Origin of the sequence: Robinsoniella sp. KNHs210 (genome assembly GCF_000686105.1) — a bacterium.
Classification (GTDB): Bacteria; Bacillota; Clostridia; order Lachnospirales; family Lachnospiraceae; genus Robinsoniella; species Robinsoniella peoriensis.
Map to the genome: position 1 here is coordinate 4,193,492 of NZ_JMLZ01000002.1, position 14,819 is coordinate 4,208,310.

The following is a 14,819-nucleotide window of genomic DNA, read 5'->3' on the forward strand; positions in this document are numbered from 1 at the left end:
GGTTGGAACATGGATCATATATTTACAATGGGTGTCTTAGGATTAGGCGAAGGCAGAAGTGTCATATCCGCAGTATTAAACAGCAAGATGTGGGAACTGGGAAATATCTGTGATTTAAATGAAGAGTTGTGCAAAGAGCGTTGTCAGGAGTTTGGAATTGATAAATACACCACCAGTTATGAAGAGATGCTAAAAGATCCGAAGATTGATGTTATCGGAATCTATACGCCGGACCAGCTGCATGCAAGACATATTAAAATGGCTCTGTTAGCCGGAAAGCATGTTATCTGTACCAAACCTTTGATGATTAATCTGGATGAAGCAAAAGAATTGATCCGGGTACAAAAAGAGACGAACAAGGCTGTATTTGTGGGACAGAGTTCCCGGTATTTTGAGCCGGCTCTGCGGCAGAGAAGGGACTATGAAGCCGGAAAACACGGAGAAGTGGAGACAATTGAAACCCACTACATCAGCGATTCCAGATGGTTTCTGGAACGTGCCTGGAGCCATCAGCAGGGATTTTCCTGGATGTATAATTTTATGATACATGCAGTAGATCTTGCGGTGTGGTATCTGCCGGAAATCGAAGAGGTGTATGGTTTGGGTGTAGTCAGTGAGAATACCAGATCCTATGGTCTTGATGTGCCCGATACGTTAAAGTTTATCTTAAAAAACAAAGACGGCAGATTTGCCAGTGTAACCGGAGCCTATGCTGCACCAACGCTTGGAAGCGCCGTAGAGCAATCCATCAGCTGCACCATCCGCGGCTCCAAAGGAATCAGCCGGGCAGGCTATCCGAAGCTGAAATATTACACTAATTTCGAGCCGGTTCAAAAAACAGCTAAATTGCAGGAATTCGCAGATAAGCATGGATATTATTTCCGGTTTGAAAATGAAAGCCACCATGCAGGTGAATATCAGAATTACATGGAACATTTTGCATCAGATATGAACAGGGGCATAACACCCAAGCCGGATTTACAGGAAGGAATACATACGCTGGCGGTTATGGCTGCTATGGAGCAGGCTATGAAGACAGGAAATGTGGTCAAAGTATCCGATATAATGGAGTGTATCCGATAGATGAATGCTGCAATGATAAAAAAGGTAGAGGCATATGTAATGGAACATCTTTCCGAAGATTTTAAAAGAGATGATGTCGCAGCCGCTCTTTATTTCAATCCTACCTATCTTTCACACATATTTAAAAGGGAAAACGGAATATCCCTGAACCAATATATTAATATGCTGCGACTAAAAGAAGCCAAAAGGCTGTTCGATAATACCAACCTTCCGGTAGGAGCAGTGGCAGTGGAGACAGGGTACTACAACTTCTCCTACTTTTCCAGGCAATTTAAAGAAACTTACCGGGTAACGCCCAGCATGTATAAAAATAACAGACAAAAAGCCTGCCCTTAAAAAGGATAGGCTTTGCATTTTACATTTTGTATTCACGAATGCATACGTGTTTACAATTTTCGGGGAATTCCATCTGGTCTGAAATATCAGTCCAGTTCTCAAAGTCGCTGCTTCTGATCCCCCGGTAACATTGGTCACCAAAGGAATCGTAGAACATATAAAAATCAGAATTATGCTGAACCAGGATCGGACCTTCGCTTCGCCAGGGTGTCAGCAGGGCAGATATATTGTAATAAGGTCCGTTTGCTTTGGTAGAAATAGCAGTACGTATGGCGCAGTAGGGAGAGTCGGGACTGTTATGTCCCCGTTCGTCTTTAAAAGCCATATAATAGATTCCGTTTTTGAAAGTAACCGTAGCATCAATGACCTGATGTCCGGGATCAAAAAATTTGCGCGGTTTGCTAAAGCTTTTAAAATCAACTGTGCGGCAGCTGAAAATTCGATTCGAGATACGTTTGTCTGTGTTCCTGGAATAAAAACTGGATGACCAGATCAGTACGTATTCGTTGGTTTCATGGTCCATAAATACTTCAGGAGCCCAGCAGTTGGCAACGTCGCTGTTATCTCCCATGACAGGAATAAAGCTTTCCATTTCAAAGCTGTGCAGATCCCGTGATACGGCATGGCCGATGGTCGTGCTGTTCCAGTTATCTGTGAAAAGTACATGGAAAAGTCCCTGATTATCCGTAAACCAATAAGGGTCCCGGATAATTTTACCCTGGTCTTTCAGATCCAGGACAGGTGCTCCGTTATTTAAATCTTTCCAGTGAAACATATCTTCGCTGGAAGCTAAATAGAGGGATTGTGTCTCGTCTTTTGAGTAGCTCATAATATACATGGCAGCCTCCTATGCCGCAAAGCCGGGTGTGAATTGCGGCTAATTCAGGTAGTGTTTTCTAATTAGTATAATAGAAACCGTAACGGAATACTAACAAAATTATTAGAACTTTACAAAGTTGTCTGATATACTATTAATAATTATAATGTGCGATAAAAATGAAGAAGCAGGAGAAAAGCTATGATTGATAATAAGAAACCCTGGGATAAAGGGACCTTATGCGTAAGCAGCAACGGAAGATATCTGGCAAATGGCGAATCACCTTTTTTTTGGCTTGGAGATACAGCCTGGCTGATGTTCAGCCACTTAACGGAGGAGGAAGCCTGGAGATATCTGAGAAACCGTAAAGAAAAGGGATATAACGTAATCCAGACCACTTTGATTCATGAGTGGCCGCAGAAGAACATTGATGGAAGTAATGCCCTTGTAAATGAAGATTTCGCAGTCTGCGATCTGGAGGGGAATTACTGGAAAAGAACAGAAGCAATGGTTGATATGGCGGAGGAACTTGGCCTGTATATGGCATTGCTTCCTGCATGGGGAGGAAATGTGGCAAGAGGCTATCTGAACCTGGAAAATGCTGATGCCTACCTGGACTTTTTAATTGATCGATTTGGCAGCAGACCCAATATTATCTGGCTGGTAGGAGGAGATGTGAAAGGGGAAGCAGCGCCGGAAGTATTCTGCAGAATTGGTTCAAGACTGAAACAGGGGTGTAAGGGACAGCTTGTAGCGTTTCATCCCTTTGGAAGGACTTCATCCTCCATTTGGTTTCACAAAGAAGAATGGCTGGATTTTAATATGTTCCAGTCGGGGCACCGCAGATATGACCAGCTTGTGATGCAGTCCTGGGATGATAATGGAAAGAACCCGGATAATTACGGGGAAGACAATTGGAAATATGTAAAACGTGACCATAGCCTGATTCCAATAAAACCGACCATTGACGGAGAGCCGTCTTATGAACAGGTACTGCAGGGGTTACATGATAAAACCCAGGGATACTGGCAGTCCTGGGATGTCCGCAGATACGCTTACTGGTCTGTATTAGAAGGTGCATTTGGGCACACTTACGGGGATAACAGCATTATGCAGTTCTATACAAAAAAAGACGGAGAAGGGGCATTCGGGGTGAAACAGGAATGGAAAGAAGCAATACATAACGCAGGATCTTCCCAGATGAAGCATTTGAAAAATCTGATGGAACAGGTGGATTATCAAAATGGTGTTCCCGCGAGTCATCTTCTGGTATCCGGTCAGGGAGAAAAGTACGAGAGAGTCAGTGTATTTGCCGGAAAAGATTTTATAATCTGCTATTCTTATCTGGGGAAACCTTTTACGCTGGATTTATCTGCCTATCCTAATAATTTAGATACCTACTGGATGGATCCGGAAACTGGGGTATACAGTTTTGCAGGACAATTGATGAATGAAAAGATGAATCAAAAGCAAATGGAATTTCATCCTCCTTTTAAAGGAGAGGGTCATGGAGATTGGGTTTTGGTGTTGACAGATCCGGAATCCTATGATATTGTGTAATAGACAAGAGCCATTGCGAATTATATTATTATATTTCGCAATGGCTTTTTTTCGTTGTAAATTATATTAAATTTAGGAGGGTTTCTGAAATGAGAGAGAAAATTTTCACAAAATCAACTTTTAAAACTATAGGGATCGAACTTTTGGGAAGTCTTTTAATCGCTATAGGCATCTACAATTTTGCATTACACGCGAACTTTCCAATGACCGGATTTTCCGGTATATCCATTATATTATACCGTCTGTTTGATCTGCCGGTTGGAGCAACTACGATAGTACTGAATATTCCGGTTGCATTGATCTGTTACCGTTTACTGGGAAAAGGATTTTTCTTCCGGTCACTGCGTTGTATGGTCATTTCTTCACTGATGATCGATTTTATTGGTCCTTTACTGCCTGTATATCAGGGAAGCAGGCTTTTGGCAGCTATCTGCACCGGAGTTTTCGGTGGTTTTGGATATGCAATTATTTATATGGCAAACTCTTCTACGGGAGGTGCGGACTTCATTATCATGGCGGTGAAAGCTTTGAAGCCCTATCTGCCTCTTGGAAGAATTGCATTTTTAACTGATGTGGGAATTATATTGGCAGGCGGTATTATTTTCAAAGATGTAGATGGAATTATCTATGGTATGATCATTAACTTCATCTTTGCCCTGGCTGTAGACAAAGTAATGTACGGAATCAATGCCGGAAAGCTGGCAATCGTCGTTACCGACCATGGAAAAGAGGTTACAGAGGTGATAGAAGAGTGCTGCGGCAGAGGTTCTACTATTATGAATGCAATGGGAGGCTACAAGCAGGATGAGCGCCAGGTCGTCTTATGTGCCTGCAATAATAAAGAAATGTATTTTGTTCAGAAAGCCGTAAAAGCTGCAGATCCGAAATCGTTTTTAATCGTAATGGAATCTAATGAAGTTCATGGCGAAGGGTTTACTACCAGGCAGATAGGAGAAGCTATGGACCGGGTGAACAGACTGGATTTCCCGCAAAATGCGATGCAAAAAGCATAGAGTACACAATCCCCATTCGCAAAGCGTTCTTTACTCAGCTCACCCGATTAAACAAGTCGGATAGCTTTAGAAATTTCACCGAAGACAGTCATATATTCTCTTGTAATTATTGAAGATTCAAGTTATATTGAAAGAAATAATGCTGTCAAAAGGGGGTTTCTGAATGGGGAGGTTTCGTAACTTATCTATAAGAAACCGGATTACAATCAGCTTTCTATGTCTGGTTATTATCCCGTTTCTATTGCTTTTCATCATTTTTTATAGAACTATTTCCAACTATGCTTATAAAATGTCCATTGAAAATCAGACAAATAATTTATATTCCATGCAGGAGCAGTTGGATGACATCTGCTCCGGGTATCAAAACCTGTCGATGTCGGTTTACTACAATGGATATGAAAATGAAGATAATGTATTTGCCAGGGAAAGGGTACATAAAGTGCTGGATAATCTGATTAATACAAACAGTGGTCTTCTGACTGCCATATGGGAAGGGCCGGATCAAACGTATGTGACAGGTAAAAAATTTATCGAACAGGAAGCAGTCTGTGAAAAATATCATGAAAAGGTATCTGCGGGAAATGGGAGGTTTGTCTGGCTGCCCATGGAAAATGTGCACCCCTATTCCGGACGTGGACGGGAAATACTAATAGCAGGAAGAGTGCTTTATAACGAAGACAAAGAAGAAGCAGGAGTCCTTTGGTTCTATATGAGTGGAGCTTTGATGAAAAATATATTTAAAAGGACGGATTTTCTAAGTGGGTCCCGAAATTTTCTTATGCTGACAGATGGAACACTCGTCTGGTCGCCGGAAGAAGATCCGAATATGGTAGGAGAAATAGCGCAGATTTATAAGAAAAGTATCAAAAAGAACAATCATACCACTGAGAAAATAGCAGGTGAAAAAAGTTTGCTGGTGTTCCGAACATCCTATGATACAAAATACGTAGTTTTAAGTGTTATGCCCCAAAGTACGATTCTACAGGAATTTCAGGGCATTGCCAGTGTGTTCTGGGGGTCATTGTGCGTGATACTGCTGTTTATGGTATTAATTTTCAGGATACTGAAAAAACAGATTTTTCTTCCGGTAAATAATCTTACCTATGGAGTGGACCAGTTTGCCAGAGGTGATTTGAATATTCAGTTGGACAGTCATGAAACAGGTGAGATGAAAAAGCTGACAGATCATTTTAATACCATGGTTCAGGAAGTGAAACACCTCATGGAGGATGTAAAAGAAGAGGAAAAAGAAAAAAATGAGTTCAAAATGCAGGCGCTGATGATGCAGATGAGTCCTCATTTTATCTATAATTCACTGAACACAATTAAATGGATTGCGGTGATTAACAAGCAGGAAAATATAAGACAGATGATAGAATCATTGATTCAGATCTTTATGAATATGTCAAAAAGGACAGATGAAAATAATACGATCAGGGATGAAATGGAGCTTCTGCAAAATTATGCCAACATACAAAAAGCCCGATTTTTAAATTTCGACTTGATGATCCGGGCGGATGAAGATACCATGGATCTGCAGATAAAAAGATTTCTATTACAGCCAATTGTAGAAAATGCAATTATTCATGGATTGAATCAATCAGAAAAAATTGGAATGATTTGCATCAGGGTTTATCAGGATAAGTATCTGCATGTGGAAATTACAGATAATGGAGTGGGATTTGAGGTAGGGCAATTAAAGGAAAAAAGAGATCCGGATACCAGGCACACGAGAATCGGACTGGAAAATGTACAGCAGATGCTTAAACTAGAGTATGGAGAACCTTTTGGTATGACGATCGAGAGTGTGATTGGAAAAGGAACCAAGGTCAGCTATCTGCTGCCGGTTGAGAAGCAGGGGGGATTCAGAAATGAAAGTAATGATTGTTGATGATGAGGTACTGGTTCGTTTAGGAATAAAGACTTATCTGGAAGGATACGAGGATATTGAGGTAAAAGGTACTTTTGCAACGGCGAAGGAAGCTTTGGCATATATGGAACGGGATGAAGTGGATATCGTTCTGACTGATATTGAGATGGCACAGATGAGTGGACTGGAATATATCAAAGCGCTAAAGGCATGTAATTATAACTGCGGCATTGTTATTATAAGCTGCCATGAAAACTTTGAATATGTACGGGATGCCATGGATCTGGGCGCGGATAAATACATGCTCAAGCAGGAGGTATGTGAGGATATTCTGGTCAATGAGCTTCGGGAAATCTATAAAAAGAAACAGAGTGAGACCGGCAGTGAAGCTCCGGCAGTGTCTTTGTCCCAAAAGGAAAAACCTGGGATATGGCCGGATAGAGAACCTTCTTGCGAGGAGGTAATGTATCAGATTGCGGCATTGAAGCTTTGGGAAGAATATGATGATTCCGGCAGAGAGAAAACGCAGAATCTGGATGAGGACATGCTGTTTCAGGTCCTGGACGATGCGGTAGCTCAGACGAAATGTGCCACTCTTTTGCGGGATCGTCAGGGCAGGATGTTTCTAATCTTCCAATTTATGAAGGATATGGAGGATAGCAACCGGCTGGAAAGGGTATCCGGTGTCTATTACAGGTTGGAGCAGAATACCAGGCTATATGTGAACCGGTCCTTGGCTATGGGAATCAGCGGGCTGTTTGATGACCAAAGACAGATGAAGGAAAATTATGAGACAGCGCTTAAAAATCTTGAATACCGTTTCTATGATAAACGGGAAATATTTGCAGATATTCCATCAGAGAAGTGTTATCTGGATCTGCAGCTGGATATAGAAAGTCTGATAAGTGAGGATGGGATGAGAAGGTTCATTGAACAACTGGAAGACTATCTGGTACAGTGCAGGATACGTAAAGTATTGCCGGAGAGTATAAAGGAAACAATACTGAAAAGCTTCCATGTTTTGTTAAGTGATGTGATAAAATTTTATCATTTAGAAGGGGAAAAAGAGGCATTCATGGAATATGATCTAAGCTATCAGGAATTATATGACGTATACAGCATGAAGGTTCTTAAGAATATTACCATAGATCATATAGGCAGATTTATAACAGCAATTTTAAAAAAATTGGATCAATCAGATGATTTTCCTAAAGTTTTAAGATATATCGATGAACATTTTAAAGAGCAGATGACGCTGGCTGAGGTGTCAGGGCGGTTTTATATGAGTGTTAACTATTTCTGCCAGATGTTTAAAAAGTATACAGGCACTACCTTTATAAACTATATCAATGAGAAACGAATAGGAGAAGTTAAAGAGTATCTTCATAGCGGGTCCTATTCTCTGGAGGCAATTTCGGAGCTTACCGGGTTTCATAATGTGAATTATATGATCCGTTTGTTCAAGAAAATTACGGGTATTACGATCCGTGAATACAGAAATGGTTTAAAAAAGTGAATCCAGTGTGAGATTGTGAATTTTTTTGTACGAAAATAAACAACTGTGTTAAAAGAGGGATAAGACAATGAACTTTTTGAAAAAGAATGTTCATTGTCTTATTTTGTATAAAAATTTATAATAGAATTATCAAAAGTTCCGGAGCACAAAAAAATGGAGGGATAGAAAATGAAGTACAGAAAAATTTTATGCGGACTGCTCAGTGCAGCGCTGATTGGAACCATGCTTGGTGGTTGCGGTAAGGGTGAAACAGAAAAAGTACAGGAGACTGCTAAGGAGACTTTGGCAGCAGAAACAGTGGAACAGGGACAGACAGAGAAAGGAACAGAAACAGAGGCGAATACGGAAACAGGACAAAGTGCAGATACAGAGAAAAGTGCAGGAGCTGATATTTCAGGGAAGCTTATTATCTGGGAACACAGTACGGATTTTGAAAATGCCTTAGACCAGTTGATTGAGGGCTTTAATGAGAAGTATCCGGATGTTGAGGTAGAATATGAGGTGAAACCCAGCGATCAGTATTACAGCCTGCTGGCTACGTCAATTCAGGCAGGTGAGGCACCGGATATTTTCTGGACAAATGGAACAGCTACGGCCCAGATGGCAGAATATGTGTCCCAGGGAGCAATTATGGATATTACAGATGCTGTTGACATGGGTGATCTGGAGGAATCTTCTTATGGCCTGGCAACCATAGGCGGTAAGCGTTATTCCGTACCGTGGATGACATTTGATACCAGAACCTGTTATTACAATAAGGATATCTTCAATGAACTTGGCTTAGAGGTACCGAAAACATTCAGCGAATATGAAAAATTGCTGGCTGCCCTGGATGAGGGCGGTAAAATCCCAATTTCCTTATCCGGTATGACAAGTTGGCCGCTCCTGTTTTTTGTAGAGCCAATGGGATCTGCTTTAGAACCGGAATACACCAGAGGATTAGCTGATTACAGTTCAAAAGCAAATGATGAACGGTTCGGGAATATTCTGAATAAAATGCTTGAATGGGCAGACAAGGGCTATTTTGGAGACGGATGGCTGGGAGTAGATGATGATGGTTCCAGTCTGGCATTTACTACGGGAGAAGCAGCAATGTTTGTGGGAGGCTCCTGGAGTACCACGTCTTTTCAGGAAAATAATCCGGATTTAAATCTGGGAGCATTCCAGATTCCAAGTGAAGAAGGCACCTCAGGTATGGTAGGAACCTTTGCTAATGGATTCTCTGCATACAGCGGCACAGAAAATAAAGAGGCCGCAATGGCATTCTTAAACTACTGTGCTACTCTGGAAGCGCAGACCAATTGGGTACAAACCCTGGGAAGTGTTTCCGGAAGCCCTAAAATTGAATCTTCTAATGAAGTGGCTAAAGAAATTTCTGATTGTGATGAAACGTTTACCAGTTGGCAGTCAAATTTGTCAAAATATAATAAAGAGGGTGCATCTGCTACCAGTGTATGGGAGGAAGATTCCGTAAAAGTAGCATCGAAAGCTATGACGGTCCAGGAATTGTTGGATAATCTTGGAGAAGTCATGCAGTAATATCACTTAAAAAGCGCCCCGCTTTGCGGCATATTTGTCCCCGATTCAGGTTACGTAGCCCGCTGCGTGCCCTTCCTTCGGGACAAATCTCCCACAAACTGTGACGCGCAGCGGTCAGAAAGCAATTTGCAACACGCTCTCGAGGATGTCCAAGAATCATTCTTTGGGCATCCTTTTTAGGAGGAACGGTGAAAGAAAATTTTAAAACGGAAAGGCAGCCACACTGTGATTCTTTCACCTGTTTTTTGTGGCAGTATTGCAGGTAAGCCTGTAATATGCAATGGGTATAAATATGAAGAATAAAATTAGGAAAAAAAGACCGTATATTGGATTCATAGCCCCGGGATTTATTATGTATACGGTATTCATCATTGTACCAATATTTTTTGCTATGTTTATCAGCTTACATGAATGGTCAGGGCTAGGGGAAATGAAGTTTACCGGACTGGAAAACTTTCGGGTACTTCTTACGGACTCCCGGATTTCACCTACTTTCTTTCACGCTCTGAAAAATAATATCAAATATATGGTTGTAGTTCTGGTTATTATAACACCCATCCAGTTTGGACTTGCATATCTTTTATACATTAAAATCAAAGGCCATAAATACTATCGTTTCATGCTGTTTCTTCCCTATGTAATCAGTACAACCATAGTCAGTTTCTTTGCTACTATACTATTTGATCCTAATATCGGCTTTATGAATAAAATGCTGACTTCTGTGGGGCTTGAAAAAAGCAGTTGGTTTGGCAACCCCAAACTTGCGTTTACCTTGATGGTAATCGTAATTATGTGGCAGGGGATCGGTACCGGTATGATGATATTCTATGCGAACATGCAGGATATTCCGGACTCTGTTATTGAGGCAAGCATGATTGATGGATGTAATGACTGGCAGCGTCTGTATAAAATTGTGATACCACTGTCCATTCCGTCCTGTGCTACGAATATCATAATGAGTACAATCTGGGCACTGGGTATTTTTGACCTTCCATATATCCTGGGTGGTGCTACCGGAGGAGTAAATAATTCCCTGGATTTTGTAAATATGGTATTTTACCGTTACACCTTCGGCAGTGCATTGAATGGTCAGTCGAATATGGGATTTGGATCAGCAATCAGTGTGGTCATGTTCTTCATCATTTTCACAGTATCCATGATTCAGAATAGGCTGCTGTCTAAAGTAGAATACGAGTATTAGGAGGTGGAAAATGAATAAAGAAAAGAAAATTATCCGGTCAGCAGGAGAAAAAACGGTCAGAGGCATCTTTTCCGTAATGCTCTTTATTGTAACATTAAGCACAATTTTAGTTATTGGAATTACAGTTTTAAATTCTTTTAAGTCAAAAGGGGAACTGATTAAAAATACTTTTGGTATACCTGCGGAATTTACGTTGGATAGCTTCAAAAGGGTATTGACGCAGGATCATTTTTTGAGATATTTCATGAATAGTATCATATTAACCGTGGGTGGAATTTCCCTATTAATTTTTCTGGCTTCTATGACCGCATACGGTCTTTCACGTTATAAATTTAAAATGAAAGGTGCAGTACAGACCTATTTTATGCTTGGCCTGATGTTTCCTATACAACTGGGGCTTCTTCCACTGTTTATTATTTTGCGAAGTCTTGGTCTCTTAAATAATCTGTTGGGATTAATATTGCTGTACGGTGCAGGAATGTCCTTTCCCGTGTTTGTCTTTTCCAAATTTTTCAGCACCATACCGGAGGCGTTGGAGGAGTCAGCCAGACTGGACGGAGCAGGAGAATTTACAATCTATTGGAGAATTATACTGCCGATTTGTAAACCAGTGCTGGCAACCATTGCACTAATTAACTCGGTTACGATTTGGAACGATTTTTATATGCCGCTGGTATTTTTGGGTAAGGCAAATGTGAGAACGCTTACCCTGGGTGTTTATAAATATATGGAGAGTTTTCTGAAAAACTGGAATTATGCATTTGCCGCCGTTGTAATTACCCTTGTTCCTGTAGTGGTGCTTTACTTCCTGTTCTCAAATCAGATTGTGGCAGGGCTCACCGGCGGAGCAGTTAAGGAATAAGACACAAGGAGGAAAAAGAATGGAACGACAACAATTACCGGAACTGGATTTAAACGCTTATGCTCCCTTAAGCTTCTGGGCATGGAATGAGGAAATGGATGATGAAAGCATCTGCCAGAGAATCCAGGAGTTTTATGATCAGGGTCTAAAAGGATTTTTTATGCATTCCCGAGCGGGTCTTATTACACCATATCTATCTGACGAATGGTTCCGTGCCTGCCGAACAGCAGCTGAAAAAGCAAAGCAGCTACAGATGGAAGCCTGGATTTATGATGAGGATGGTTGGCCCAGCGGATTTGCAGGGGGACTTGTCAATGGATGCGGCGTCGAATACCAGGCAAAGTATTTAGCAGCAACAAGAAATAGAGAAGAGGTTGTGAAAAGTCATTTCCTTGCATCCTTCCGTAAATCAATTGAGGGTTATGAACCGGCAGAAGAATCGGAAAGTGAGCTGTTCTTCTGTTATATGACAGAACCGGACTATGTAGATCTACTGTCTGAGAAAGTGACAAAAAAGTTCATAGAGGTAACACATGAACGATATAAAAAGGAACTGGGAGAGTATTTTGGAACGGTTGTTCCCGGATTCTTTACAGACGAGCCACAGTATAGTTTTCAGGGACTGCCTTACAGTGAGGAGCTGGAAGCATATTTCCAGAAGCGCAATGGGTATTCCTTCTTAAGGAATATGTATCTTTTTGAAGAGAATACAGATTTTACGGACCAATACAGAAAAGATTACTGGGATACCGTACAGGAGATGATGCAGCAGAATTTTGCAGGTCAGATCTATGACTGGTGTGAAAAAAATGGAGTTATATTTACCGGGCATTTTCCAGGGGAAGACAGCTTTATACATCAGATGAGCAGTACAGCAGGGGTCATGCCGAAATATAAATACATGCAGATGCCTGGGATTGACCATTTAGGGAGGCGGATTACGCCTGTTCTTCTGACAAAACAGGTAACCAGTGCAGCAAAGCAGTATGGCAGAAAAAAAGTACTTTCAGAAACTTTTGGCTGTGCAGGATGGAATATTAGCTTTGAGCAGATGTGTCATATCTGGGGCTGGCAGGCAGCGGCAGGAATTAATGTCCCGGTTCTGCATATTGGTCCTCATTCTATCAAAGGAATCCGAAAAAGGGATTATCCTGCATTTTACTCTTACCAGGAACCATGGTGGGAGGAATTTTATCACGTGGCAAAGTGGATGGAGGGGATTGGTGCCTATATGGGAAAGGGGATATGGACAGAAGATTTGGTGGTACTCACACCGCTGAAAACCATGTATTTATATCACGGGAAACAAAACGCCATAGAGGAAGAATATGCAGCCTCTTATCGAAAACTTTTGGAGAATCTGCTTGATATACAGGTGGGATTTGACCTGGGAGATGAGGAGGTAATCCATGACTGTGGAAGTGTAGAAGGTGACAGATTTTTAATCGGAAATTGTGCATATCGATATGTGATTGTTCCAAAGGCAGAAATCTTAGAGGAATATACCTGGAAACTTCTTCAGAAATTTCATGAAAACGGTGGGACTGTCTTATTTACCAGCCAGGTTCCGGGATTACAGGGGGAAGGCAGCTGGATACATGAGTGCTATGTCATTCAGAACAGCAGAAATTTTTGGCAGAAATGTTTTGCAGCCCTTCATTATAAGCGTAAGATAGCCGTATTGGAGAAGAATGGTTTCTATCTTGCCCATGGTCTCCATGTGGCTGTAAAACGGAATGTTTCTGATTATGTATATGTGTGGAACCGATATGTTGACAGCAGCAGGGAACTGACCGTACAGGTTGCAGGTCAGTGCAGCGCATTTACAGTGAATCCGGAAACCGGAGAGAAAACGCAGCTTGCTGTTGTCCGGGGAGAAGATGAGACGCTGGTATCACTGAAGCTTTGCGGGTATCAATCAGTATTGATGGAATTACAGGATGGAATAGGCAGCTGTCAGGAAGATCAGGAAATATCTATGAACCGGCTGGATGGTACCTGGGAACCTGACAGAGAGAATACCCTGACACTGGACTATGCGTCCTTTTCCTTGGATGGACAGCATTATTCCGAAGAGATGCAGGTGGTACAAATGCATCCGCTGCTGTATCAGCATATTAACAGAGAAAACGCCCGGGAGATCTATATCAAATATCGATTTTTTAATGGAAGAAGCAACAAGTCACCACTTATAGCAGCTTTAGAGGATGATGATTGTACCGGTATCTGGTGTAATGAAGCATCCATTACAAGCTGTCGGGGAGGCTGGTATCTGGACCGTAAAATCCACGAATATGAACTGGGCGAATATGTGACAGAGGGCTGGAATACCATTACTCTGAGATATTATTTGCCCGGGAATAATATAAAGGATGTAGAAGGGCTGTTTGAGACAGAGGTAAATCGTTTTTATTATCCCGTGGAACCGGAGGCGATATATATAAAAGGAGATTTTTCAGTAGATATCCAGGGACGGTACTGGCGACAAGCAACACATTGGACCGCAGACCCGGAAAGATTTATACTGTCAGACTATCGAAAATTAAATGGAAGCGCAGATGTGACCCCCCAGGGTCTGTGGTTTTACAGGGGAAATCTTAAGTTCAGAACAACCATTAAAAAGAAAGCAGGTATGCATCAGTGGATTTGTCTGAACAGGGTAGACGCTGCAGCAGTAAAAGTCAGCTGCAATGGCAAAGACAAACTGCTATATATGGAACCCTATGAGACAGATCTTACAGAGATGCTTGTGGATGGAGAGAATCAGGTAGAAGTACTGCTTCTTGGAACGAACCGGAATCTGCTTGGACCCCATCATCACATGAAGGGTGAGAATAATTATGTTGGACCAAATACCTTTAAAGGAATTTATGGATATGAGGATAAGATTGTAAATCCCGATATCACCCAGGAGACTACCTGGACACAGAGGTATTCATTTGTACCATTTGGATGTGGCGGTGTCAGTGAATCAGACAGAATCCAGATGAATCCTGATACCACACCAACTCAAAAGTAAACA

11 protein-coding genes and 1 pseudogene are annotated in these 14,819 nt (G+C 41.5%); 11 read left to right on the forward strand and 1 reads right to left on the reverse strand.

Annotation, left to right across the window (positions count from 1 at the left end):
• Positions 1-9: 9 nt before the first annotated feature.
• A complete protein-coding gene (locus CD03_RS0124635) occupies positions 10-1,083 on the forward strand; it encodes a Gfo/Idh/MocA family protein (protein WP_027295889.1) in 1,074 nt (357 codons plus the stop codon).
• A 12-nt stretch (positions 1,084-1,095) separates the two neighbouring features.
• Positions 1,096-1,419, forward strand: a complete 324-nt coding sequence (locus CD03_RS0124640; protein ID WP_160295771.1) for a helix-turn-helix domain-containing protein — start codon at positions 1,096-1,098, stop codon at positions 1,417-1,419.
• Between the two features lie 19 nt (positions 1,420-1,438).
• On the opposite strand, the gene CD03_RS34725 is transcribed toward CD03_RS0124640, so the two are convergent.
• Positions 1,439-2,248, reverse strand: a complete 810-nt coding sequence (locus CD03_RS34725; RefSeq protein ID WP_161597304.1) for a glycoside hydrolase family 43 protein — start codon at positions 2,246-2,248, stop codon at positions 1,439-1,441.
• 189 nt (positions 2,249-2,437) lie between these two features.
• On the opposite strand from CD03_RS34725, the gene CD03_RS34730 reads away from it, so the two are divergent.
• From CD03_RS34730 to CD03_RS0124685, 9 genes and pseudogenes are all read left to right on the forward strand, one after another.
• The gene (locus CD03_RS34730) at positions 2,438-3,796 is read left to right on the forward strand and encodes a glycoside hydrolase family 140 protein (RefSeq protein ID WP_044289636.1); all 1,359 of its coding nucleotides are present in this window, start codon (positions 2,438-2,440) and stop codon (positions 3,794-3,796) included.
• 89 nt (positions 3,797-3,885) lie between these two features.
• Complete coding sequence (locus CD03_RS34735; RefSeq protein ID WP_044289637.1) at positions 3,886-4,809, forward strand: YitT family protein; 924 nt, start codon at positions 3,886-3,888, stop codon at positions 4,807-4,809.
• A 163-nt stretch (positions 4,810-4,972) separates the two neighbouring features.
• Positions 4,973-6,700, forward strand: a complete 1,728-nt coding sequence (locus tag CD03_RS0124660; RefSeq protein WP_027295891.1) for a cache domain-containing sensor histidine kinase — start codon at positions 4,973-4,975, stop codon at positions 6,698-6,700.
• Positions 6,681-8,195 carry a response regulator transcription factor gene (locus CD03_RS0124665; protein WP_027295892.1) on the forward strand — a complete coding sequence of 505 codons (1,515 nt, stop codon included), beginning with the start codon at positions 6,681-6,683 and terminating at the stop codon, positions 8,193-8,195. Before CD03_RS0124660 ends, CD03_RS0124665 begins: the two co-directional genes overlap by 20 nt.
• 168 nt (positions 8,196-8,363) lie before the next feature.
• Positions 8,364-9,734, forward strand: a complete 1,371-nt coding sequence (locus CD03_RS0124670; protein WP_027295893.1) for an ABC transporter substrate-binding protein — start codon at positions 8,364-8,366, stop codon at positions 9,732-9,734.
• 27 nt (positions 9,735-9,761) lie between these two features.
• A pseudogene (locus CD03_RS39650) lies at positions 9,762-9,914 on the forward strand (DUF6783 domain-containing protein); the annotation flags it as partial.
• A 112-nt stretch (positions 9,915-10,026) separates the two neighbouring features.
• Complete coding sequence (locus CD03_RS0124675; RefSeq protein ID WP_044293600.1) at positions 10,027-10,935, forward strand: carbohydrate ABC transporter permease; 909 nt, start codon at positions 10,027-10,029, stop codon at positions 10,933-10,935.
• A gap of 10 nt (positions 10,936-10,945) precedes the next feature.
• Positions 10,946-11,797: a carbohydrate ABC transporter permease gene (locus tag CD03_RS34740; protein ID WP_052377964.1), complete on the forward strand. Its 852-nt coding sequence runs from the start codon at positions 10,946-10,948 to the stop codon at positions 11,795-11,797.
• A 19-nt stretch (positions 11,798-11,816) separates the two neighbouring features.
• Positions 11,817-14,816 carry a glycosyl hydrolase gene (locus CD03_RS0124685; RefSeq protein WP_027295895.1) on the forward strand — a complete coding sequence of 1,000 codons (3,000 nt, stop codon included), beginning with the start codon at positions 11,817-11,819 and terminating at the stop codon, positions 14,814-14,816.
• Positions 14,817-14,819: the final 3 nt, after the last annotated feature.

What these genes read in the sequence shown, in the direction of transcription:
- CD03_RS0124635 (WP_027295889.1), top strand. Translation starts at nt 10, where the DNA reads ATGGATCATATATTTACAATGGGTGTCTTAGGATTAGGCGAAGGCAGA.
- CD03_RS0124640 (WP_160295771.1), top strand. Translation starts at nt 1,096, where the DNA reads ATGATAAAAAAGGTAGAGGCATATGTAATGGAACATCTTTCCGAAGAT.
- CD03_RS34725 (WP_161597304.1), bottom strand. Translation starts at nt 2,248, where the DNA reads ATGAGCTACTCAAAAGACGAGACACAATCCCTCTATTTAGCTTCCAGC.
- CD03_RS34730 (WP_044289636.1), top strand. Translation starts at nt 2,438, where the DNA reads ATGATTGATAATAAGAAACCCTGGGATAAAGGGACCTTATGCGTAAGC.
- CD03_RS34735 (WP_044289637.1), top strand. Translation starts at nt 3,886, where the DNA reads ATGAGAGAGAAAATTTTCACAAAATCAACTTTTAAAACTATAGGGATC.
- CD03_RS0124660 (WP_027295891.1), top strand. Translation starts at nt 4,973, where the DNA reads ATGGGGAGGTTTCGTAACTTATCTATAAGAAACCGGATTACAATCAGC.
- CD03_RS0124665 (WP_027295892.1), top strand. Translation starts at nt 6,681, where the DNA reads ATGAAAGTAATGATTGTTGATGATGAGGTACTGGTTCGTTTAGGAATA.
- CD03_RS0124670 (WP_027295893.1), top strand. Translation starts at nt 8,364, where the DNA reads ATGAAGTACAGAAAAATTTTATGCGGACTGCTCAGTGCAGCGCTGATT.
- CD03_RS0124675 (WP_044293600.1), top strand. Translation starts at nt 10,027, where the DNA reads ATGAAGAATAAAATTAGGAAAAAAAGACCGTATATTGGATTCATAGCC.
- CD03_RS34740 (WP_052377964.1), top strand. Translation starts at nt 10,946, where the DNA reads ATGAATAAAGAAAAGAAAATTATCCGGTCAGCAGGAGAAAAAACGGTC.
- CD03_RS0124685 (WP_027295895.1), top strand. Translation starts at nt 11,817, where the DNA reads ATGGAACGACAACAATTACCGGAACTGGATTTAAACGCTTATGCTCCC.